The 23,614-nt window shown below is 43.0% G+C and carries 22 protein-coding genes and 1 tRNA gene; 10 read left to right on the top strand and 13 right to left on the bottom strand.

Features of this window, described 5'->3' with window-relative positions; genetic code table 11:
• Positions 1–11: 11 nt before the first annotated feature.
• Positions 12–2,171 (bottom strand): S9 family peptidase, encoded by a 2,160-nt coding sequence (locus GGE08_RS15115; RefSeq protein WP_179385718.1) that lies wholly within the window; start codon positions 2,169–2,171, stop codon positions 12–14.
• 263 nt (positions 2,172–2,434) lie between these two features.
• Between GGE08_RS15115 and GGE08_RS15120 the strand changes: the two genes are divergently transcribed.
• The 9 genes from GGE08_RS15120 (at position 2,435) to GGE08_RS15160 (ending at position 13,087) form a co-directional block, all read left to right on the top strand.
• Positions 2,435–3,748 carry a hydroxymethylglutaryl-CoA reductase, degradative gene (locus tag GGE08_RS15120; protein ID WP_179385719.1) on the top strand — a complete coding sequence of 438 codons (1,314 nt, stop codon included), beginning with the start codon at positions 2,435–2,437 and terminating at the stop codon, positions 3,746–3,748.
• 47 nt (positions 3,749–3,795) lie between these two features.
• Positions 3,796–4,020: a DUF433 domain-containing protein gene (locus tag GGE08_RS15125; protein WP_179385720.1), complete on the top strand. Its 225-nt coding sequence runs from the start codon at positions 3,796–3,798 to the stop codon at positions 4,018–4,020.
• Positions 4,017–4,364: a DUF5615 family PIN-like protein gene (locus tag GGE08_RS15130; protein WP_179385721.1), complete on the top strand. Its 348-nt coding sequence runs from the start codon at positions 4,017–4,019 to the stop codon at positions 4,362–4,364. Before GGE08_RS15125 ends, GGE08_RS15130 begins: the two co-directional genes overlap by 4 nt.
• Positions 4,361–5,269, top strand: coding sequence for a GYDIA family GHMP kinase (locus GGE08_RS15135; RefSeq protein ID WP_179385722.1), 909 nt, complete (start codon positions 4,361–4,363; stop codon positions 5,267–5,269). Before GGE08_RS15130 ends, GGE08_RS15135 begins: the two co-directional genes overlap by 4 nt.
• A gap of 128 nt (positions 5,270–5,397) precedes the next feature.
• Complete coding sequence (locus tag GGE08_RS15140) at positions 5,398–6,030, top strand: helix-turn-helix domain-containing protein (RefSeq protein ID WP_179385723.1); 633 nt, start codon at positions 5,398–5,400, stop codon at positions 6,028–6,030.
• 254 nt (positions 6,031–6,284) lie between these two features.
• Positions 6,285–9,521, top strand: a complete 3,237-nt coding sequence (locus tag GGE08_RS15145) for a SusC/RagA family TonB-linked outer membrane protein (RefSeq protein ID WP_179385724.1) — start codon at positions 6,285–6,287, stop codon at positions 9,519–9,521.
• Positions 9,522–9,547: 26 nt separating this feature from the next.
• Positions 9,548–11,251, top strand: a complete 1,704-nt coding sequence (locus GGE08_RS15150; RefSeq protein ID WP_179385725.1) for a SusD/RagB family nutrient-binding outer membrane lipoprotein — start codon at positions 9,548–9,550, stop codon at positions 11,249–11,251.
• A gap of 17 nt (positions 11,252–11,268) precedes the next feature.
• The gene (locus GGE08_RS15155) at positions 11,269–12,231 is read left to right on the top strand and encodes a hypothetical protein (protein ID WP_179385726.1); all 963 of its coding nucleotides are present in this window, start codon (positions 11,269–11,271) and stop codon (positions 12,229–12,231) included.
• Between the two features lie 298 nt (positions 12,232–12,529).
• A complete protein-coding gene (locus GGE08_RS15160; protein ID WP_179385727.1) occupies positions 12,530–13,087 on the top strand; it encodes a hypothetical protein in 558 nt (185 codons plus the stop codon).
• 47 nt (positions 13,088–13,134) lie between these two features.
• On the opposite strand, the gene GGE08_RS15165 is transcribed toward GGE08_RS15160, so the two are convergent.
• The 7 genes from GGE08_RS15165 to GGE08_RS15195 form a co-directional block, all read right to left on the bottom strand.
• Positions 13,135–15,255, bottom strand: coding sequence for a peptidylprolyl isomerase (locus tag GGE08_RS15165; protein WP_179385728.1), 2,121 nt, complete (start codon positions 15,253–15,255; stop codon positions 13,135–13,137).
• An 84-nt stretch (positions 15,256–15,339) separates the two neighbouring features.
• On the bottom strand, positions 15,340–16,629 hold the full coding sequence (locus tag GGE08_RS15170) for a hemolysin family protein (RefSeq protein WP_179385729.1): 1,290 nt from the start codon (positions 16,627–16,629) through the stop codon (positions 15,340–15,342).
• Between the two features lie 2 nt (positions 16,630–16,631).
• The gene (locus GGE08_RS15175) at positions 16,632–16,835 is read right to left on the bottom strand and encodes a hypothetical protein (protein ID WP_127139598.1); all 204 of its coding nucleotides are present in this window, start codon (positions 16,833–16,835) and stop codon (positions 16,632–16,634) included.
• A complete protein-coding gene (gene lptC / locus GGE08_RS15180; protein ID WP_179385730.1) occupies positions 16,828–17,439 on the bottom strand; it encodes an LPS export ABC transporter periplasmic protein LptC in 612 nt (203 codons plus the stop codon). The genes GGE08_RS15175 and lptC overlap by 8 nt, the downstream gene beginning before the upstream one ends.
• Positions 17,439–18,809 carry a hypothetical protein gene (locus GGE08_RS15185; RefSeq protein ID WP_179385731.1) on the bottom strand — a complete coding sequence of 457 codons (1,371 nt, stop codon included), beginning with the start codon at positions 18,807–18,809 and terminating at the stop codon, positions 17,439–17,441. The genes lptC and GGE08_RS15185 overlap by 1 nt, the downstream gene beginning before the upstream one ends.
• A gap of 103 nt (positions 18,810–18,912) precedes the next feature.
• Complete coding sequence (locus GGE08_RS15190; RefSeq protein WP_179385732.1) at positions 18,913–20,178, bottom strand: hypothetical protein; 1,266 nt, start codon at positions 20,176–20,178, stop codon at positions 18,913–18,915.
• Positions 20,179–20,907, bottom strand: a complete 729-nt coding sequence (locus tag GGE08_RS15195) for a type III pantothenate kinase (protein ID WP_179385733.1) — start codon at positions 20,905–20,907, stop codon at positions 20,179–20,181. It lies immediately after the preceding gene.
• Positions 20,908–21,009: 102 nt separating this feature from the next.
• On the opposite strand from GGE08_RS15195, the gene GGE08_RS15200 reads away from it, so the two are divergent.
• Positions 21,010–21,082, top strand: a tRNA-Phe gene (locus GGE08_RS15200).
• Positions 21,083–21,260: 178 nt separating this feature from the next.
• Here GGE08_RS15200 and GGE08_RS15205 read toward each other — a convergent pair.
• The 5 genes from GGE08_RS15205 to GGE08_RS15225 form a co-directional block, all read right to left on the bottom strand.
• Positions 21,261–21,569, bottom strand: a complete 309-nt coding sequence (locus GGE08_RS15205; protein ID WP_179385734.1) for a helix-turn-helix domain-containing protein — start codon at positions 21,567–21,569, stop codon at positions 21,261–21,263.
• Positions 21,553–21,897, bottom strand: coding sequence for a type II toxin-antitoxin system RelE/ParE family toxin (locus GGE08_RS15210; RefSeq protein ID WP_409553498.1), 345 nt, complete (start codon positions 21,895–21,897; stop codon positions 21,553–21,555). The genes GGE08_RS15205 and GGE08_RS15210 overlap by 17 nt, the downstream gene beginning before the upstream one ends.
• Positions 21,898–22,089: 192 nt before the next feature.
• On the bottom strand, positions 22,090–22,458 hold the full coding sequence (locus tag GGE08_RS15215; protein ID WP_179385735.1) for a hypothetical protein: 369 nt from the start codon (positions 22,456–22,458) through the stop codon (positions 22,090–22,092).
• Positions 22,459–22,609: 151 nt separating this feature from the next.
• Positions 22,610–22,900, bottom strand: a complete 291-nt coding sequence (locus tag GGE08_RS15220) for a helix-turn-helix domain-containing protein (RefSeq protein WP_179385736.1) — start codon at positions 22,898–22,900, stop codon at positions 22,610–22,612.
• A 1-nt stretch (position 22,901) separates the two neighbouring features.
• Complete coding sequence (locus GGE08_RS15225) at positions 22,902–23,246, bottom strand: type II toxin-antitoxin system RelE/ParE family toxin (protein ID WP_179385737.1); 345 nt, start codon at positions 23,244–23,246, stop codon at positions 22,902–22,904.
• Between the last annotated feature and the right edge of the window lie 368 nt (positions 23,247–23,614).

The following is a 23,614-nucleotide window of genomic DNA, read 5'->3' on the forward strand; positions in this document are numbered from 1 at the left end:
TGGTTAGATTTTTAAAGTTTTTCCTTAACGAAGTTGGTCATTTTGGTGTAGAGGTGCAGTCGCGTGTTGCCCCCATAAATACCGTGGTTTTTATCGGGATAAATAGCCCAATCGAATTGTTTGTTGGCCTGAACCAACGCCTCGATCATGCGCATGGTGTTCTGCACATGGACATTATCGTCCCCAGAACCGTGAACCAATAAATAATCCCCTTTCAACAACTCTGGATAATTGAATGGCGAGTTATCGTCATAACCTGTTGGGTTTTCTTGGGGCGTTTGCATGTAGCGCTCCGTGTAAATGGTATCGTAAAAACGCCATGAGGTAACCGGTGCCACGGCAATGGCCATTTCAAAGATATCGTTGCCCTTGAGCAAGCAGTTGGTGGACATAAATCCGCCATAGCTCCATCCCCAAATTCCAGTTCTGTCCTCATCAATATAAGATAGGCCACTTAATTGTTGGGCTGCCGCAATCTGGTCTTCCACCTCATATTTGCCCAACTCCTTTTGGGTCACTTTTTTAAAGTCGCGTCCTTTTAACCCGGTCCCACGACCATCCACACAGGCCACGATATAGCCTTCGGAAGCCAAGAGCTGGTGCCAGTAATCGTTGCTGCCCATCCACGAATTGGATACTTGCTGTGAACCTGGACCACTGTATTGGAACATGAAAAGTGGATATTTTTTATTCGGATCAAAGTTAGCCGGTTTGATCATATACATATTCAGGTCGTACCCATTCACATTGATGGTGGAAAACTCCTTGGGTGAAATCTCGTATCCTTCCAGTTTTGTCTGCAAAGCTGAATTGTCCTTGATTTCCTTGACCAGTTTCCCGTCGGATGCATCGTGCAAGGTAAATCGGTAAGGAGTCATGGCACTGGAATAGGTGTTGATGTAATAGGTAAAATCACTGCTGAAGGCTGCGGAATTCGTCCCAGCTTCGGTGGATAATGCTTTCTTGCGCTTTCCTTTGGTGGAAATGCTATAAACGCCACGGTTGATGGAACCATTTTCCACGGATTGATAGAAGATACGGTCGTTCTTTTCATCATATCCGTAATACCTCGTGACTTCCCACGGTCCGTCGGTAATTTGGTTCTTCAATTTGCCGTCCTTTCCATAAAGGTAAAGGTGATTGTATCCATCTGCCTCACTGGTCCAAATAAAACTATCGTCATCCAAAAAGGTAAGGTCGTCGTCAATATCCACGTAGGCGTTATCACTTTCCTCCAGTAATATTGTCACGGAATTGTCTTTGGCATCCACTGCATGTAATTGCAGTACATTTTGATGCCTGTTCAACGTTTGGACGCTCAAATGATTGGGATTGTGCATCCATTTGATTCTAGGAATGTAGTAAGGGTCATTCAAATCTACATTAGAAATAGATGCAGATGCTACATCGTACATGTGCAAGGTAACGATGGAATTCTTCTCTCCGGCCTTGGGATATTTAAACTCATATTGATACGGATACAAATCGGTTCCGTAAAAATCCATGGAAAAATGGGGAACCTCGGTTTCATCAAACCGAAGGAAAGCGATTTTGGTTCCGTTGCTGTTCCATTCAAAGGCACGCACAAAACCAAACTCTTCCTCGTACACCCAATCCGTCACCCCATTAATAATGGTTCCTTTATTGCCATCCGTGGTCACCTGCTTGGTGGTACGGTTGGCCAAATCCATCACATAGAGATTATTGTCCAACACATAGGCCACTTTGCTCCCGTCCGGAGAAAGTGTGGGCTCTTGGATTTTGGTCTCGGAGATTTTTATCAAATCCTTGGAAGCAATATCATAAACATAATAGATACCTAAGCGGGAACGTCTAAAAATGGGCTCTACCTCCGTTGCCAACAGTACTTTGGATTCATCATCACTAAAAGTGTAAGAAGAAAAATAGGGTACCGCTTCGGATGAAGCTACAATGGTCTCTACTTTTTCCAAGGTTTCGTAGTCGTATTTGTCCAAACTACTGGATCTTGGGGAACGTTCCGTATTCAATATGGTATACTGGGTACCGTTGTTCATGGAGCGGAGGACATCCATATATTCCGTTCTAAATTCTCCTCCCCAAATCTCTTCGAGGGTTATTTTTTTCTTTTGTGCGGTGGAAAAGGTCAAACATCCTAAAAGAAAAAGGAATAGAAAAGACGGTTTGTTCATGAAGTGATAAATTGATTAAACATGTGTTTTACAACCAAAAACGTTTTAGTCAACTGGTTTGCAGTCAAAAGGTCAAACAAAAATGTCTCGATGGTGTTCTACCTCACATTCTTGATTTAACAACTTCCAAGTTTACTAATATTTATCCGAAAAATAAATTTTGATGTTGCGTTTGCAACAAATTTTAACCTTTGGATTTAAAAACAATGCTTTCTACTGTAAATGGTCAATATCCGTATATTTGAAAGCGTTAAGCCAACTTTATGAACACTCCAGTTGAAGGATTTTCCAAATTGTCCAAAACCCAAAAAATTGATTGGATAGCGACAAATTGCACCAAAGACCCCAAACAGACCAAATCGCTGTTGCAGCAGTATTGGAACTCGGACCCAAGAGTGCAGCAATTGCATGATGAGTTTATTGAAAACACCATTTCCAATTACTATCTGCCCTTTGCGGTTGCACCCAATTTCTTGATTAATGATAGGCTCTACGCCATTCCTATGGCCATTGAAGAAAGTTCCGTAGTAGCTGCTGCAAGTAAAGCGGCCAAATTCTGGTTGGAACGGGGCGGATTCAAAACAGAGGTCTTGGGAACGGAGAAAGTGGGGCAGGTACATTTTATGTATCGGGGTGACCAAAACAAGCTCACCGATTTTTTCAATAGTGTAAGGCCTAAGCTGATTACCAGTGTGGCTTCCATCACGCAAAGTATGGAAAAACGGGGCGGTGGCATCAACGATATTGTGCTTCGAAATCTCACGGATAAGATTGAAGGGTACCATCAGCTCCATTGTACTTTTGAGACCTTGGACGCCATGGGCGCCAACTTTATCAACTCTTGTCTGGAACAATTTGCCAAAACCCTGAAAGAAGAGGCCCAAAATCATAATGACTTTACCGAAGAGGAAAAAAATATAGAGGTGGTGATGAGCATCCTTTCCAACTACGTGCCGGATTGCTTGGTTCGGGCGGAGGTCAGTTGTCCCGTTTCCGAGTTGGGGAGTGACGATATGCCAGCGGATGAATTTGCACAAAAATTTGTGCAGGCCGTTAACATTGCCAAGGCAGAGCCCTACCGAGCCGTTACCCACAACAAGGGCATTATGAACGGGATTGATGCCGTGGTGCTCGCTACAGGAAATGATTTTAGGGCTGTGGAAGCAGGAGTGCATGCCTTCGCTGCCAGGGAAGGTCAATATTCAAGTTTGACGCACGCCATAGTCGAGGATGGTATTTTCAGGTTTTGGATAGAGGTTCCCTTGGCTTTGGGTACCGTGGGCGGACTTACCTCTTTGCACCCGTTGGTGAAGTTGGCCTTGGAAATTTTACAGAACCCTACCGCCAAGGAGTTGATGCAGATCATGGCCGTGGCCGGACTGGCACAGAACTTTGCAGCTGTGCGTAGCTTGGTCACCACAGGAATCCAAAAAGGGCATATGAAAATGCATTTGCTCAATATGCTCAACCAATTGGGCGCCACTGAAAGTGAAAAACAGGAATTGGTCACGTATTTTAAGGACAAAACTGTTACCAATGCATCGGTAAAGGAGGCATTGGAGAACATCAAAAAATAACCGTCTTGTTTTTGTATCTTTAACAGAGTCCAAAAAAATAAACTAAGGTGGAACATTTGGAAAAATATATCGAAATCAATCCAGACAAAAGGTTTGGAAGACCCATCTTAAAGGGAACCCGAATTTCCATTTATGATGTGCTTAATTGGATGGCGAATGGTATGGAAAAGTCTGCCATAATCGAAGACTTTCCCGAATTGACCGAGCAACACATCAATGCTTGCCTTGCTTTTGCTGCAGATCGTGAAAAGAAATTGAACATCGCTTCGTGAAATTACTTTTTGATCAAAACATATCTTTTCGACTGCTGAAAACCATAGCCGACATTTTTCCTCAGTCGTATTCGGTAAAAGATTTGAACCTAACAAACGCATCGGATCTTGAAATTTGGAGATATGCCAAGGACAATGACTTCACCATAGTTACCTTCGATGCGGATTTCTTTGACTTAAATACCTTATATGGTGGACCTCCAAAGATTATTTGGCTTAAAACGGGAAATATGACCACTGCACTTTTGGCGCAGCTGTTCAAGGAACAAGAAAGTACCATCAGGGAATTTATAAAGGATAACAACAGTGATTTCCTTTTGCTTTCACTCAAAAACCAAGAATGAAGAAAGAATTCTACAGCAACGGTAAACTTTTGCTCTCAGGCGAATATGCTATTTTGGACGGTGCCCTTGGCCTGGCCATCCCTACCAGTTATGGGCAATCGCTACAGGTAACCCCTACTTCGTCCGGTGTATTGGAGTGGACCAGTTTGGACGAAAATAACCATAGCTGGTTCTCCGCAACGTTTGATCTTGCCAACTTAAAAGTAGTTGCCACTTCGGATGAAGCCATGTCCAAAACGTTGGCGAACCTTCTTTTGGAGGCTAACGCACAAAACCCATTATTGCTGACGGATAGCGACGGATTCGAGGTAACAACCCGTCTGACCTTTCCACGATCTTGGGGATTGGGCACCTCATCCACTTTAATCAACAATTTGGCACAATGGGCCCGAGTGGATGCCTATCAATTGTTATGGAATGCTTTTGGCGGAAGCGGTTACGATATCGCCTGTGCTCAACACAATTCTCCCATCACCTACCAACGTTTGGATGGTGAACCAAAGGTCGAAACCATTGATTTTGACCCCATTTTTAAGGACTCCTTGTATTTTGTGCACCTTAACCAAAAACAAAGCAGCAAAGAAGCCATCGCCAATTACAAAAACCGGCAGTTTGATAGGAACAAACTCATCCAAGAAATTTCATCCATAACCCATAGAATGATTGAAGTCCCAACCCTAGCGGGCTTTGAATCCTTGATGGAAAAACATGAAAACCTTCTTTCCGATGTGTTACAGGAACAACCTGTAAAGCAACGACTTTTTCCAGACTATTTTGGTATGATCAAAAGTTTAGGCGCTTGGGGCGGTGATTTTGTTTTGGCTACGGGAGATGAAAAAACCATGGCCTATTTTAAGGGCAAAGAATACTCCACCGTTATCCCCTATTCTCGGATGATTTTTTGATACCCCCAAAATGCATCCGTTGACTGGGAAGGGCCATCCGTCAGATCAAAAGGGGCATCCGTCAATTGGTACCCCGATAAAACTTTACTTTTTTGCAATTTGAATCCCGAAGACAAAAATGATTGCTTATGTCACTCTGGGATTACACACATTTCTTTCAGAAAAACAAGGTGGAGCTTTTTACCAAAAGTTTCATTTCGTTGTTTCTATTTTTATTTGGGTACACGCTCTTTTTAATTTTTTACAGTTGGTCAAACTTTGAGGATTCCTTTCTCCTATTTGCGGTGCCACTTCCGTTTTATTTGATTGCCACTTGCCTATTGTTGAAATATCGTCACCTATTGAAAACGAAAAGTCAGCGTTCAGTTGCCCACACCAAACAGGACAAATATGAAAAAACGGGATTGTCCGAAGCCTTTTCACAAGAACTAAAGGAAAAACTGGAGGATTTGATGGACACCCAAAAACTTTATTTGAACCACGAACTACGCCTCGACGATATCGCCAATATGCTCAATATTTCCAGACACCATGCCTCCCAAGTAATCAACGAAAACTTTAACATGAGCTTTTACGACTACATCAACACCTACCGGATTGAAGAGGCCAAAAACAAGCTTTGTAACAATTTCAAAAAGTCCTCTGAATCCATTTCCGATATCGCCTACCAATGTGGATTTAACAATCGAGTATCGTTTTATAAGGCATTTAAAAAAAGGACCAAGATTACACCCAAGGAGTTTATGCAAAACGCAGCCTAGCACAGTTTCTCGCCGAATTTGTAAACGTAAATCCTATTCGGGAAATAAGTAAAGGTTAATAAGCGCTAACAATCTTCCCTCCAACTTTCCATTCTTTTACCCCGCAATCCACAGGGTGGAGGCTCTAAATCTTATCTCTTTCCGATTTTTTTAGTTTTCATTGTTTCGGAAGATTTTTTGAATTAGCCTACAAAAAAGATTCATCCTCCCCCTGCTCGATTGCAAAAACTAACTCTAAATTAATTTTTATGATAATGAGAAATTATTGGATGATGTTGGTGTTTTTATGCTGTTCCATTACAGCGGCACTGGCTCAAGAAAAGAATGTTAGCGGTACAGTTACCGACCAAAATGGACTGCCCCTGCCGGGTGTCAACATTGTTGTTGAAGGGAGTTCCACAGGTACGCAGACGGATTTCGATGGAAACTATGCCATCTCCGCAAAGGTGGGACAAACGCTTCTATTCACCTACATAGGGCAAAAACCAACTAGGCGCACCATTGGAGCATCAAACTTAATTAACGTACAAATGGAAGAAGATGCCCAAGCTCTTGAGGAGGTGGTTGTAACCGCTCAAGGCATCAAGCGGGAGAAAAAAGCACTTGGTTATGCTGTGACTTCCGTTGGAGCTGATCAAATAGAAAACCGATCCGAAGGTGATGTTGCTAGGGTACTTAATGGTAAAGCGGCCGGTGTGCAAATCACATCAGCAGGCGGTACCTCTGGGTCAGGTACGAACATTACCGTAAGAGGTTTTAGCTCTTTTAGTGGGAGCAACCAGGCCTTGTTTATTGTTGACGGGGTACCCTTTAGCAATGATACCAACGCACCTGGTAACTTCTTGGACGGCAACCCTGCTCCTTCACGTTTCTTGGATTTAGACCCTAATAATATTGCCAGCGTAGAGGTATTAAAAGGACTTGCCGCTACCACCCTTTACGGAACATTGGGACGTAATGGGGTAATTTTGGTAACCACCAAAGCAGGGGCCGCTCAAAAAGGGCCGAAGAAGACGGAGATAACAGTAAGTCAGTCTTACTTTGCGAACGAGTTTGCCTCCTTACCTGATTACCAACAACAATTTGGTAACGGCTTTGACCAATCCTTTGGCTGGTTCTTCAGTAACTGGGGACCTAGTTTTGACCGTGCAGGCGTTTCTGGATGGGGCAACCAAGCTGCCATAGACGACCAAGGTACCTTATTGCATCCTTACGCATCTTCAGCTTTTCTTAACCCAGGAGGCCCCAATACAGGTCAAAGTGCCTTAGCACAGCAATTTGCTAATCAAAGATATGAGTGGAGACCTTATAATTCGGTAGAAGAGTTTATGCGTCCCGGACGCACTATGAACACCTCTGTGAACATTGCCGGCGGCTCAGAGGATGGGAATACCACCTTTAATGCCAATATTGGGTATTTGGATGAAGAAGGCTTTACACCAGGGAACTCTTTGAATCGTTTCAACTTCTCTGTAGGTGGCAAATCAAAACTATCAAACAAATTTACCATACAGGCCACGGCCAATTATGCCCGTAGTGATGTGAAAAGCCCTCCCATTGCAGCCAGTAGGGGTAATGGTTCCTTGGGACTTTCTGTGTTTGGCAACGTTCTGTTCACGCCTTTGAGTGTAGATTTAATGGGACTTCCATTTGAACAGCCAGAGGACGGTTCCAGTATCTACTATCGTAATGGAAATGATATTATCAACCCAAGGTGGACAGCAAAGAATGTTACCTACAACAACTTGACCAACAGGTTTAACTTCAATACTTCATTAAACTATGAAATCAACGAAAATCTAGGACTGACCTGGAGAACAGGTCTCGATTTTTACAACGAACGCAATATCAATGGGGCCAACAGAGGTGGTGTTGAATTTACCGATGCCATTTTTGGTTTCTTGGATACATTCGACAACAATAATACCATTTGGGACCACTACGTTGCCCTCAATGGCAACTACGATCTTTCTGAAAAAATTGGAATGACCTTCATTGCTGGTGCAAATGCTCGTTCGGACATCTTTGATCGACAAGGGGTGGCAAGTACGGGTCAAATTGTTTATGGCATCAAGAGGCATTTCAACTATGAAAACCAACTGCCCATCCAGTTTTCACAACAGCGTAACATTATTGGTTTGTTAGGTCAAGTATCCTTCGACTACGATAATATGCTGTTCTTGAATTTGAATACAAGAACCGATTGGGTATCGAACTTGATCAGGGAAAACAGGGCACTTACTTATCCAGGAGTAAGTCTTTCCTTCCTACCTACAACCGCCTTCAAAGGACTACAAAGTGAAAATGGCCTGAATTATCTGAAGCTAAGGGCAGGGTATGCCACCTCTGCCAACTTCCCAACAGGTTATCCAACTGTTGGTGTGGTAGAACAAAATACACAGATTTTTGGTGATGGTGGAGAAATTACGACCAACCAAGTCGGTAACGTCAAAGAGAATCCCAACCTAAAACCTGAACTTTTAAAAGAATTCGAGGTGGGACTGGAATCGCGTTTTTGGCAAAATAGGGTTTCACTGGACTTCACCTATTATGACAGAAGAACAGATGACCTGATTGTAAATCAACCGCTCCCCCCTTCCACCGGATTCACCCTGACTCAATCCAATATTGGTCAAATCAGCAATAAAGGTATCGAAGCCGACTTAGGTATCGACATTTTTAGAGGTGGAAAGGATGGCTTCAACTGGAACTCAAGGGTAAACTTCTTTGCTAACGAGGAAGTCGTTGAGGAGCAAGAGGAGGATATCATTTTCTACGCAGGTAGTACTGCCCTGTTTGTTGGAGCCAACGCTGCCATAAAAGGAGAGTCTTTGGGAACTATCGTGGGTACCGCAGTAGGTCGTGACGAAAATGGAAACTTCTTGGTAAATGATGCGGGTAACTACGTTATTGTGGAACAGGACAGTGAGGGTAATGTCCCTATTATTGGAGACGCTGTTCCAGATTATACCATGAACTTCTTTAATACCTTTTCCTATAAAAATTGGAACCTTGGTTTCCAAATCCAGCATGTTAAGGGAGGGGATATCATGTCCAGCACTATAGCCACCCTTTTGGGGCGTGGTTTGATTACTGAAACCGTGGACAGGGAAAACACTTACATCATTCCAGGAGTTAATCAAAATACGGGAGAAGTAAATACCAAACAAATCAACAATTCTTCCTATTATTTTGACAACCTATTGTTTGGACCGGCAGAAATGAAGATTTATGATGCCTCAGTCATCCGATTACAGGAGGTTTCTCTGTCGTACTCCTTCCCCAAAAAGTATTTGGACAACACCCCATTTGGGTCTTTGACCTTAACCGCGCAAGGCTTCAACCTTTGGTATGATGCCTATAATACTCCTGATGGTGCCAATTTTGATCCTAACGTAGCAGGTGTCGGTATCGGAAACGGTAGAGGATTTGACTTTATGAACGGCCCATCCCAGAGACGATATGGTCTAACCGTAAGAGCATCGTTCTAATAACAACAGTTAATGATATACGTATTATGAAAAATTTTCTAAAATATATTACCATAGTCTTAATCACAGGGGTGACGCTCATCAGCTGTGAAACGACTGAATTGGACTTAAGAGTTAGTCCCAATGACCTTGCTGCCGATCAGGCAGACCCAAATTTGTTGCTGAACTCGATACAATTGGCATACGCTTCCAATATGGCTGAGATTAGTGACATTGGTGCCGAACTGACCCGAATCGATTATATGTTTGGTAGGAATTATTTTAACAACTACCCTGGAGATACTTTTGATGACATTTGGGCAAGAACTTATAGTAGTGATTTTAATGATGTGGGAAACGGGGATATTCGAGTTGGAATGTTTACCAACATTGCCAACTTAGAAACGATAGATGAAATCAGTGACCTTGATTACTCCTTTCATGTTGGCGTTTCCAAAACACTTCAAGCGCATATGCTGATGCTTTTGGTTGACTACCTTAGTGAGGCTGCCTTGGGAGAAGCTGGAAAACCAGAAGATTTTCCATCCCCAAAATTAGACGAAGGAGTCGCCATATATGCCGCTGCGATGTCTATTTTGGATGAAGCCGAAGAATTACTTGCCACTAATCCCCAAACCTTGGGAGCTACCGATTTATTCTATGGAGGAGACACGTCAAAATGGTTGAAATTAATTAATACCCTTAGGTTAAAGTCGTATATGATGACAGGTGATGTTGGGAGTTTTAAACAGGTAATTGCCACTGGTAACTTTATTTCTTCACCTGCGGATGACTTTCAGTTCCAGTACGGCACTAGCGAATTGCAACCGGATACCCGTCACCCTGACTATGCCGACGATTACACCCCATCAGGGGCCAACATTTACCAGTCCAATTGGCTAATGGAATTGATGCTAAACAATAATGACCCACGCATTCGCTATTATTTCTATAGACAGGTAGGAAAAACTCCTGGAGCAGATGATGAACCTGATGAAGAAAAACTAGCCTGTTCTTTAACTACACCACCCCAACATTATATTGATGGTGGCTTTACGTATTGTAGTGTGCCTAATGGCTATTGGGGTCGCTCCCACGGTAACGACCAAGGTACTCCTCCTGATAACTTTGAGCGTACTGCCGTAGGTGTGTATCCTGCAGCAGGGAAATTTGACGATAACGATTTTGCCGTAGATCCAGAAGATCCTGCTTTTGATGGAAAGGTTGGATTGGGTAAAGGTGGTGGCGGTGCTGGCATAGAGCCTATCATTCTATCGTCTTACGTAGATTTTTGGAGAGCCACCATGGCCGACAATGATTCAGAACGTGCAACCTTTTTAAGCGATGCCCTGGAAAAATCAATTGATAAAGTCATGTCTTTTGGTGCTTTAGACCCCTCCGCAGATTTATCCTTTGCTCCGGATAAAGCTTCCATAGAAAGTTACATCGCTAATGTAGTAGCCAATTTTAACGACGCTACTGGTGAAGAAAAAGAGAACATCTTTGCTGAGCAGTACTTTATCACCCTTTATGGAGGTGCGACAGAAGCTTACAACTATTACAGAATGACGGGGTATCCGACCACCGTGTTACCTAACTGGGAACCCAACCCTGGACCTTTCCCAAGGAGTTTTCTTTACCCTCAAGGTGAGGTTGTAACCAACCCATCTTTGACACAAAAACAAACTATGACACAGCAGGTGTTTTGGGATACCAACCCAGCTAGCCCCACTTTCCCTCCTGCTAACTAAAATTTAAAACGTACAATATGAAAAATTGGTTTAAACAAATAACAATACTCCTCTTTTCAGGAGCTGCTCTTTGCGTTTCTTCTTGTGATGAGGGTGACACCGTGGTAGACCAGGTCACAGCTGGTACTGAAAGGGGTGCAATACTACGAACCATAACTGTAATCTCGAATGAACTTCCAGTTGGTGACGATAGTGGAAATTTCGCTGTAGAGCTCGAAGTTCAAGATTCCGAAGATGGTGAACTTGTGAATCAAGTCGAAGTTTATGTGGGTTTTCGTGATAATACAGAAGAGATAGGGCCGGGTACCAACGTTGAAGAAACCCTATTTGCCACGATTTCGTCAACCACATTTACCAATGGTCCATTCGGTCTTCCAAGATTTACCTATACGGCAACATTACCAGATATGTTGGCCCATGTGAACAGAACAAATGATGATATAACTGGTGGAGATCAATTTACCATCAGGTTTGAGTTAGTGCTTACTGATGGCAGAAGATTCTCATTCGCCGATAATACCGGTACATTGACAGGCTCGTTCTTACGTTCACCTTTTTTATATACACCGTTGGTCATCTGCCCTGTTCCTGAGGACTATTTTGTAGGAGAATACTCAATTACACAAAATAGTGGCTCCGCTCCTTTTGGAATCGATGATGCATTCTCACAACCTAGCGTATTTGTTGAGGCCAATGGAGTATCTAGAACAATTGAATTCATTTACGACCCAGGAGGATTTGGAGCTTCATTTGCATTCACATTTGACTTGGTTTGTGGAGAAATACAGAACTTTTCAGGAAGTATTACTGAGGGCGGTCTTGGCTGTGCTGGAGGAGGAGACATTGGACAAACAGCAATGTCCAACTTTGAATATGATTTGACTGATGATTCTGAGTTTACTATCGTATTCGAAGATTTCAACCCTGATGGTGGATGTGGAGGAACATATGAAGCTTCAATTACCCTTACGAAATTATAATCAGACACCAATAGTTTGCTAGACCCCAGTTCTTAAAAGACTGGGGTTTTTTTGTTAAAACCCGAATAGTGATAGCGTCTTCGACAGTTGAAATATCAATACCATTTGCTTTGTCCAACGCTTCAAATTAAAGAAAATTTTTTAGAGCTTAAACCCTTCAAATCAACCCAAACCCCTCATCCGTCAGATCAAAACGGGCATCCGTCAATTGGCACCCTAAAAATCCATCCGTAGCCCTTATGTTTGGGATATATTCATCAAAGTATAGTGTACTATGATCCCAATCTTTAAAACACCTATGACCTACCTTTTGGCAAGCGCCTTACTTTTGGGCAGTTCAAACGCTTTTAGCCAAGATGACCCACAAACAACGCAACGATTGAACAACTTTATCAAACAAAGTTGCACCACCAATTACAAGAAGATTACTTCGGAGTCGGTGCAAAACATCCTCAAACACGATGTGTACTACATTACCCAAGAAATCAAAAACCTATATGGTGACAAGGAGAGCGAAATCCATGAGTTTATTGTGGTAGACAATGGCCGAGAGGTGCAGCCTTTCGAAAAAATCCAAATGAACACCCCATTACCCAAATTGACCAGCTATATCCGTGAGGATTTTATTTTAAACCAGGAATCTGCACCCCATTTTCAGGTACTCTTGGACTACATCTACCCTATTGCGGAATGGAAACCGGACAAACGGGAATTCTTTTTTACAAATGGCAAGTGGTACTTTCTTCGGGATGCCTACTTCCGAACCAAACAGGGGTTTGAAATCACCGTTGACCCTAAAGGCAAAATCACCCATATCTGCTATAAAATGAAGTGGAACGAAACGGAAAGCAAATAAAAAGCCTCCCAGTCGGGAGGCTTTTTTTATCCTTTAAAGAGCAATTCTTAGTAGAATGTAGCTCTTTTATCTTCAATTTCAGCTTTGTCCTTTAAGGCGTTATAAACTGCTCCGTTGACCCTAGCCGCTGTGCTGGACTGCAGGCTTTGGGCATAAGTGCTGTAGTTTTCCACATCGGGAGCTGCCGTTTTGTTGGTCACGGTCAATTTGTAAACACCTGTCTCTCCCTCGATAAGTTCGGAAGTCTGGTCTTTGTCCAAAGCAAATGCCGTACCCACAACCATAGGCTCTCTTCCTGCACCGGGCAAGGTAGGTGCCTTTAGCGTCAAAGCAGAAGCTGTACTAATGCTCACATTGTTATCCGACGCCATGGCATCCAAGCTTTTTCCTTGGTTGGCGGCAATAATTTGCTGTGCCTTGCGCTCTTTTCTGATGGCTGGCAGTGCAGTTGCCGAAGCATCCTCTGGTGCCATAAGTCCTTTTCTATATTTTTTGGTAAGCTGTACCACGGCATATCCGTTGTTCACATCAAAACGTCTCACGTCACCTACCTTGGTGTCCTCGTTAAACGCCCATTGCACCACACTGCGCTGTGAACCCAAACCTGGTAAGTTTTCTTCCATCTCCTTTATCTTGTTCACGGGACGAACAGTGTAGCTACTTTCCCTAGCAATGTCCCCAAAGTTTTCAGGTTCATCATCGATAACCGCCATTTCAAACTTGGTCGCATCGGTGAACAAGGTGTTGATGGTCTCCTCGGAAGGCTCCACTTCACGGGCCAAGGTAGCCACCTGGATAACGTCCTGCTTGTCATCCACTTTAATAACATGGTATCCAAACTGGGTTTCTACCAATCCAATGGTTCCTACCGGGTTGCCAAAACAAAAATCGTTGAACTCATCCGCCATTAGACCTTCTTGGAAATAACCAAGATCTCCTCCACGTGGTGCGGAAGGTCCATCGGAATTTTCCCTGGCCAAAGTGGTGAACATCACATCCTCTTTTTTGGCTTCGGCCAATAATCTTTTGGCCTCTGCCTCTGCTTCTTCTTTGGTCCTTGTGACCGCAGGATTGGCTCTTTCGGCACCTTCCCAAGAAATAAGAATATGGCTGGCCTTTACTGTACCATTTTCCTTTCGATCCATAACTTTTGAGACTTTATAGAAGTCCCCATCCTTATAAGGACCATACACCTCTCCTACTTCCATGGCCATCAAGGTATCGGCCATAACGGAAGGAAGGTCTTTTTTGGCCTTGTAAATCGTGTCAAATTTTTCATCTGAATGTCTGTCCAAAAAGGCAGCCATATCGGTCGTATTCCTAAATCCGGCAATGGTATCGTTGGCATCTTTAGCCTCCGAATACTCTACTGAATCATCCAATAGTGCCGTAATGGCCTCCTTTACACTGGCATCATCTTCCGCTGACGGCTTTTCCTCGAAATACACAAATCGGATATCCCTAGCGTTTTCTTGCTGAAACTTGGCCTTGTGGTCCTTGATGTATGCTTCGATTTCACTTTTGGAAACTGTGATGGTGCTGTCTGGAATGGTGGTGTAAGGAATACGGACATATTTGATATCCACCTTGTCGTTGGCCATGGTGTAGTCCAGTTTTCCTTCGGCAAGGGTAGCAGTCACCCCTCCTTTGACCAAGTTGAAATACATACGCTCTTTGGCAGCCTGGATAATGGACTTTTCATCTTGCAACCAAGCATCGTAACGCAAAGGGTCGTTGGCCTTCCAATCGGCAATGGTACTTTTGAATACCTGCTCGTTGAAAATACCGTTCTCATCTTGAAAATCTGGAATCTGGGCATAACCCGAAGTCCTTACAAAGTCAACGATCTGGTCGCTCTCCACTTCAATCCCCAAATCCTCGAACTGCTGGTTCAGGATGGTCCTGCGCACCTCTTGGTCGTAAACCATGTTCACCAACTGGGTTCCTGTAACGCTAGGTCCATATCTTCTGGAGGCATTCTCCACTTGGGCCCTAAATTCATTGATGGGAATATTTTCTCCATTGACTTCTGCGACCGTGGAGCCAACCTTTCCACCAGCAAAATTATCGCTGCTGAACACTCCCGATATTACGAATGCGAACAACGCCAAACCAATGATAAGAATCAGAACTGTTGTCCGTTTTCTAATATTCTCTAATATTGCCATTTTACTGCTTGTTTTCTTTAAATTCAGTGGGCGAAAATACCACTTTCTTTTCAAATAGGAAAGCTAAAAAAGGTGCGGAAATTATTAATCTTCAGTGTGAACGGTGACCTTTACCAAATCGATTTTGGTATTCGATACCTCCAATATCTTGAAGCTAAATCGACCTAATATGACTTCCGTGTCCTGTTCGGGTATTTCTCCGGTCTGATGCACGATCAATCCGCCCAAGGTCTCATATTCTTCGCCTTCGGGCAGTTCCAGTTTGTAGTTTTCGTTGATGTAGTCCACCTCCAAGCGGGCGGAGAACTTGTATTCATTTTCGCTGATCTGCTCCTCGTGCAGGTCCGTGGAATCGTGCTCATCCTCTATTTCGCCAAAAAGCTCCTCAATGATGTCCTCAACGGTCAAAATTCCCGAAGTACCCCCATATTCGTCCAAAACCACGGCCATACTCTTTCGTTTTTTGGTCAATACGTTCAGAATGTCCTGGATGAGCATGGTCTCCGGAACAAATTCTACCGGAAGCAGGATACTTTTTATGGTTTTGGGCTTTTTGAACAACTCATACGAATGCACATACCCAATAATCTCATCGATACTGTCCTTGTACACCAATATTTTTGAATATCCGGTTTCCGAAAAAAGTTTGGTCAGGTTTTTTGGCGTTTCACCAATTTCCACTGCCGTAATCTCGGTACGCGGCACCATCACCTCCCTTGCCTTCACGGTTGAAAATTCCAACGCGTTCTGGAATATCTGGATCTCGGAATCCACATCGTCCTCCTCTTCCACGGTTTCCATTTGCTCGTTGATGTAATCGCCCAGCTCCAATTTGGTAAAAGTAAGTTGCACCTCGTCCCCTTCGGTCTTGAAAAGGGTTCTCAGAACAAAATCGGATACCTTGATGACAAAGGTCGAGATCACCGAGAACAAAAGGTAAAACATGTAGGCTGGCACAGCGAACACCTTGATCAGTACATTGGCATAGATTTGAAAGAATACCTTGGGCAAAAACTCCGCCGTCAACAGAATAAGTATGGTTGAAATCACGGTCTGCGAAAGCAGACTAAAATCCGTCAATAGCACATTGACAAACTCATATTTGGCGGGTAACAAGCTTTGGAACCATTCCATGAGCACATCCCCCATAAAAAGACCATAGATCACCAAGGCAATATTGTTGCCTATAAGCATGGTGGCTATAAATTTGGATGGTTTGTCGGTGAGCAGGGTTAGCACCTTGGCCAAAAAGCCTTCTTGCTTTTTCTCTATTTCAATATGGATCTTGTTGGCGGAAACGAAGGCGATTTCCATGCCGGAGAAAAATGCCGATAACAGCAGGGAACCAATGATAATGATTAGGGAGGAGTCCAAGGTTATTGTTGATTATCCTTTTTTCGCTGTTCAAAACGTTTCCGATATCTTCTTCTAAAGACAAACATAGCAACCGATATTACGGCGAAAAAGATAAAGATGTAGGTCTCCTTTGGGTCCACGCTCCAAAGTGTCGCAATCTTATAAATGGATATGGCGGCTACGGCCAAGTATAGGTATTCGGTGTATCGTAAAATCTTAATCATCCTGTTCTTCTTCTTTAATTGTCATCATCCCATAGGTTTTATGGGCCTTGAAAAATGTAAAATCCTTATTAAAATCCATCCCTTCACCGTCCATTACGGTTCTGTCTTCCGGATTGGTATATGTAAATGAGGCTTCTGTAAAGATCCAGTTGTTTTTTCTGTCAAAATACAACTGGTCGGTTTCCAGCTTTTTACCATCGTGACTTTCCAGCACCACATTGCCCCGCAAATCTATTAAATTGGTTTGGGAATATACGATGCCATAATCGGCTATGATGACGCTTTTCTGATTCTTTTCATTGAAAAAATCCACTCGTAGCCCTTCTGGGAAGGTACGGAATTTAAACCGTTGATTATCGAAATCTTCGGATAACGGACTGGTGAGCACGGCGATGACCCGCGAATTTGCGGAATCCTGTGTGCTCATGGCCTCTACGGTTTCGGTATAGGTCAAGGTGAAATTTTGGGCAACACCTTGGGGAAAGAGGGGTTTTACGGCCTCCTCGCCCACTCGTTCGTAGTCGTCACCACAGGACATAAAAAGGATTGCCACGGTGAAAACCGTGGCAAAGCTTATTAATATATGTTGTGATGTTCGTTTCACTACAAATTCGGTACCGTAACACTACCGCCTACCCAACAGCTGAAGGAGATGGTCTTACCGGCCATACCGGAGCTAAAAATCATCTCTTTGGATGGGGCCTTGGCCTCATAACTTGCGGCTGCTTGGCTTGCGCGTCCGCTCAATGCAGGATCCACAGTGGCCGCTTTTCTGGCCATGCTTGCAGCTTTCCAGTAGATAGCTCTTTTCTCGAACGGAGTGCTTCCACAATCGTTGGCACTGTTTCCATAGAGGTTGGCAATCAACAAATAGGCTTTACCGTTTGCTGGATTGGCATCAATGGATTTTAAAGCATAGCTTCTGGCTTGTGAAGAACTGCTTCTTCTTACCGTAGTTGCAATCTTGTATAGGATTTCCGATTTTTTGTATGAATCGGTCTCCAACTCTACCGCCTTGTTAAAGTCGGCAAGGGCTCCGTTCATATCACCGGATTTCTGCTTCAATACACCACCATACATGTAGGCATCTGCAGAAGGATCCAAAGCCAACTGGGCCTCGAACAATTTTCTAAACATAGGGTCGTCCGTACATTCTTTGGAGAACATTCTTCCTACCGCACGCTTAACCCACTTTACATCGCCTTTCTTTTCATCAAAGCTTTTTTCGTAAAGAGGAATTAGGTTATCACAATCTGCAAGTGCACCCAATTTGGAGTCTACACTGCTGGCCACTTTACCGTAAGATTCTGAGTTCACGGTAGCTGCACGCAGCATTCTCTTTTCTTTGGAGGTCAAAGTTCCCAAAGAATCCTTAGGAAGAAGCTTGGTCACCACATCGGTCAACTGCTTATTTTCTTCCTCTATTTTTCCTGTTACATCATCATAGGTGTTGAATACATCTTGAAGATCTTTTTTACCTGCATCGTGCAAGTCTACCAAACTGGAGAAGTACAGGTACAATGCCCTTGGGTTCTTAAAGTTGGCCTGATCCTCTTGGAATGCCTTGTCCAACATATTGAACAATTCCTCATCGGAAGCCATTTTGTTCTCGTACATCAACAATACCTTATCAATAGCAACTCCCGCCTTGGTGTAGTTGGTAGGGAAGTACTTAAGACTGTTGTCGTACAATGCCAAAAGGTCTTTGATGTAAGCATCCTTTTCGGCTCCGGTAGAGCTTTCGATCTTGGCTTTTAGGATTCTTTCCCCGTAGGAAAAGTTTGCCTTGTTGATATCTGGACAGCTTTCATACACCATTTTCCATGGTTCGTAAGCTGCATCATAATTTTTAACCTTTACGTGTTCTGCATAAATCGACAGATTGGTCATACACTCAGGGTTCTGTGCTTGGGCCATACTTAATCCCGTCAACATGGTGACCATTATCATTGTTAAGTAGTGTCTCTTTTTCATCTTTCTAATTTTAAAGCTGTTAAAGTACAAATTTTCATTAAAAAATCCTTTTTTGGGACCTTTTATGGGTGGTTATTTATTAATTTTTCAAAAAAACGGCCTATCAATTAATTTTTACTTTCCTAAACCATCTATCATTTAAGGATAAGCCCAGATTGATTTTGAAATAACTTTCTTCCACCAGGTTCTGATCCGTGGTGCCTCGTCTTCCCAACTCAAACCCAAGGTTCAAATTGGAGAAATTGGCACCCAACGGTAAACCAAGTCCAAAAGTTATGCCAAAATTGTTTATCTCTTTGTTGTTCACGGTCATCCCGGTCACATCGTACCGAAGTCCGGCACGGTAGGTCACCCGATTAAAGTAACCGTTGAGCGCCCTGTATTCGGGCACCCAGTAACCTCCCAGGGCGTAGCTGCTCGCATCATTATAGGTTACGTTGTCCAAGCCCAAGAAAGCATTCTCGAACTTGCTCATTTGCTGAAAGCTGTACTCTGCCCCCACAAACCATTTTTTATCTTCGCCATACCCCAATCCCAAAGTGGTCCGTGTAGGTATCTTGATTTCGGTGTTTCTGAGGTTGGATGCATCCAAGTTGACATCCACAACCTCTACATTGTTTCCGTTGGCAATGGAAAACGAGCCAAGGGTCTCCGTGTTCTTTGACACCAAGTTTCCTTGGGTATTGACCAGAACCGAAGTATATAAGGTGTATTTATCCTTTATGGTAGGGGTATAATTAAGAGCGTATTTAAAGTCGTAGCCGTTTATTCTGGATTCCCGATCGTCCAAGGTGCCAAACTGCACGCCTTCCACACTTTGGATCCTTTGGTATTCCAGCGTTCCGAAATTGTAGTTGATGGTAGCGCCCAAGCTTACATTTTTGATCGGCTCAAAACCAATGGAGGCATACAAACGGTTCAATCCGCCCGAGCCCTCATAAAAATTGGTGACTTCTGCCCCGCTGCTGTTCTGGGCTATGGAGTTTAAGGTATATCCCACAGAGGAATATGGCATAATTCCAAAACCGAAGCCTGCATTCCGCGCTATGGGAAATCCTATGGATAGGTAATCCAAATTGGTCACCGAGGTGTTCTGTTCTTCCGTGAAGGTCTTTAGGCGGTATTCTTTATGGGAAAGTCCCGCGGTGTAGGCGGTCAATCGCAATTTGGAATAGGCTGCTGGATTGCCCAGATTGATATGGATACTGTCCCCGTACATGCTCAATCCACCCATCATTTGGGTATCTACTGCCCCGTTGTCGCGTTGGTCGCCAATACCGAAGTACGAATAGGGCGAAATGGTTCCATTTTGTGCGAACAGACCATGGGCAGCCACGCAGAAAAAAGCGATCAGAATTTTTTTAATCATTCAGTTTGTATTGTATTCCAGTAGGCAGTTGAGCCCCTCCAAGAGAAATTTGGAGTTGGCAAATATGGTGTTTTTTAGCCTTTTGGCAAAAAAATGGTAGTCTCCCCCTGTTAAAATAACTGTTAAATCTTGAAAACGAGACCGATATTGCCCGATCACCCCATCCACTTCCTGCGCCACACCATTGATCACACCGCTGTGCATACAAGATTCGGTGGAATTGCCCACAAAGTCCAACAGCTCATCGGGCTGAAGCAGCGGAAGGCCGGCAGTTTGGTTGTGCATGGCATTGTAGCGCATACGGATTCCCGGCGAAATGGCCCCTCCCACATATTCTCCCGCATTGTTTACCATATCGTAGGTGATGCAGGTACCGGCATCAATCACCAAGGTGTTGCCGCGCGGATTTTGATGATAGGCAGCCGCAGCCAAGGCCAATCGGTCCACGCCTAGGGTCTGCGGGGTAGCGTAGCTATTTTTAAAAGGGACCTTGGAGGCACTGGTAAGCACGTGCACTTTGCAAAAAAGGGCCACCACATCGCGCTCCTTGCGGTCCAGTTTGCCTACGGACGAAAGTATGGCATTGTTGATCTGTGGATATTGCTCAAACAATTCCTTGATCTTGGAAAGGAACAGCCCCGACTCGGAAGACTGATCGTGCACGATGCTATCGTTTTTAAAAACAGCATATTTGATAAGGGTGTTGCCTATGTCGATCACCAAATTCATATCGCAAAGATCGGGAATTGGAAAAAATGAACACCTTTTTTTCCGGTTTTTGTTTGTATATCCTAATTTTGAAATTATATTTGCACCCGCTTAATACAGCATGGTACCTTAGCTCAGTTGGTAGAGCAACGGACTGAAAATCCGTGTGTCCCTGGTTCGATTCCTGGAGGTACCACAAAGTGGAAGCTACAAAAAGCCCGTCCTATTTGGATGGGCTTTTGTTTTGGAACAAAACGGAATCGAAGTTTATACTGAGCAAAAAACAACGGTTTTTGCCCGAAATGCTGCTCTGTTGGGAGTTGAGGGTTAAACCCGACTTGTTTATTAAACCGGTTGTTTTTTGGCAAAGTGATTTATTCAAACCGGATTGAAATGTCCAAATGCCCTCCCAATCCATCGTTGATTATTCGTTGTAATGTCGAAAATCGGATGTCCTTTAAATTTCTTTCCAATTTTGATATGTAGGATTTGTTTGTTCCTGCCAATTCAGCCAATTGTTCTTGGGTAAGTCCCTTGTCCTCTCTTGCTTGTTGAATTAGAACTCCCAGTTTGAAAGCGTCATATTCCGATTCAAATTCCTCACGTTTCTCGGTTCCTCTCTTGCCGATTTTTTCATCGACAAATTGGTCAAGACTTTTAAGGTTCTTATTCTTTGCTTTCATAGTACTCTTTTTTTATTTGTTCGGCTTTCTCGATTTGTTGTTTAGGAGTCTTTTGGGTCTTCTTTTGGAATCCGTTACCGATCACCACCAGATTGTCCATATCGAAAAAGCAAAAAATCCTAAAAATGTTATTCCCTACTTGAACTCTTATTTCGTAAAGTCCAGTCGTATTTTTTAGGTGTTTTAAATAAACTTCGGGAATGCGGTCCAGTTCCTCAATGACCTTTAGCGTCCAAATTATTTTCTTTTTTACTTTGTCGGATTGGCTCTCATAAAATTCCTCAAAATAATCCTTGAAGAAATACAGTTCCCGTTTTTTGTTCATCATACAAATGTAAAAAAAGTTGTCCAATTGGACAACTTTTGCGTTTTTTAAGAATGAAATATAGCGGCTCTGGCATTGATTAGGTCACGTGAATGTTATTTTGGTTGAGTGGAGCTGAAGCCAAGGCTGCCCAATTGGAAGTTATGACCTAAACCGACTTGTTTTTTAACTCGGTTCCTTACCATGCAGGTTTTCTTAATACACTGGCCCCGTAAACTGCATTAAAACCGTATCCTTCTTTATTTCACAAATTACCTTTCTGTCTAAAGAACCACCGTTGGTATAATATCCGCCGCCTGTCTGTTCCTTTTTGCCATTTTCCCGCTCAAAAATTAATCCATAAGCACCATCACCTTTCTGGTTGTTCGTCATATCAAGAAATTCTACGACGGATTCGTTGGGTTTGATTTTTTCGATTTCCAGTTTCGTTTTATGGTCAGAAGAGAAAGTTACGTTATGGATGGTTTCGTTGGAGGTGTTTTTGATTTCAACAAGTATTCCGTTTTTACCCAAATGGCAGGAACTTATCATTAGCAATACCAGTATGGAAATCAGCTTTTTCATAGTGTGTACAAAGATCTAGAAAATAATTTCGTCGCCTAATTTTTCTTCTCGTTCAGCCTAGTTAAAGTCAAGTCAATCTGGGCTTGGGTTTGCACCTGCCTACCAGCAGGCAGGTATCATTGGTTGTGGAGCGTATTACAAAACTGCTCTTTTAGATTTCAATTGATATTTTCACCTTTCCCCCTAGTCCTTTCTCCACTATATCGTAGAGTGTTTTTAGCGTAAGATTGCTTCCGTTGTTTTCCACACGCGAAATGTAAGTCCGTTTTTTGTCCACAAGTTCGCCCAATTGCTCTTGGGTAAGGTTTTTTTCCTCACGTGCCTTACGCAACAAAAGTCCGATTTTAAAGGACTCAAAGTCCCTTTCCAGTTCATCCCTACGTTCAGTTCCCCTTTCTCCGTACACGGTATCCTTTATATCCTTCCAACTTTTTGTATCCATTTTATTTTCTTTTGTCTTCATAGTATGAGTGCATTAGTCCTACTGCTTTGTCGATTTCCTTTTGCGGGGTTTTCTGCGACTTTTTGGCAAATCCGTTTAAGTGGATTACCAATTTTCCTTTGTCAAAAAAGCAGAATACTCTCCAAATATTCGAGCCGAGTTTAATTCGGGCTTCGTACAGTCCTTTAGTGCCCGCTATGGCTTTTAGGTAATTGGAGGGAACCCTTTCATAGGTTTCAATTATTTCGATGACCTTGAATATTTTGTCCTGCACCTTGGTTGGCTGCTGTAAAAGGAACTCCTCGAAATAATTTTTGTACTGGATTACCTCCCGGACCTTTTCCATAAAACAAATGTAACTTAAAAGTTACATATTGTAAAATTTTCTTCGGATTTGGAGGTTGCAAGGGTCTGGGTTAAAAAGACCAAGAAAATAATTTCGTTACCTCATTTTCTTCTTTGTTCAGCGTAGCCGATTCCAGTGCTGACCCATGGGGAGTTATGGGGTAAACCGACTTGCTTTTTAAGTCGGTTCTCTGTTGTGCTTTAGTTTTTTTTATAAGTCAAATCTGAACTTTTTCACATAAATAGAGTTTTCTTTAAACTCTTCATTCATAGCTTTGTAGCCTTCCCTAAAAATAGGACAGTTTAAAATTCAGATTTTCTAACTTTAAATTTTAACTGTCACATGAAAAAAAGCAAGTTTACCGAGAG

The organism is Allomuricauda sp. ARW1Y1, from assembly GCF_013407935.1.
Lineage (GTDB): Bacteria > Bacteroidota > Bacteroidia > Flavobacteriales > Flavobacteriaceae > Flagellimonas.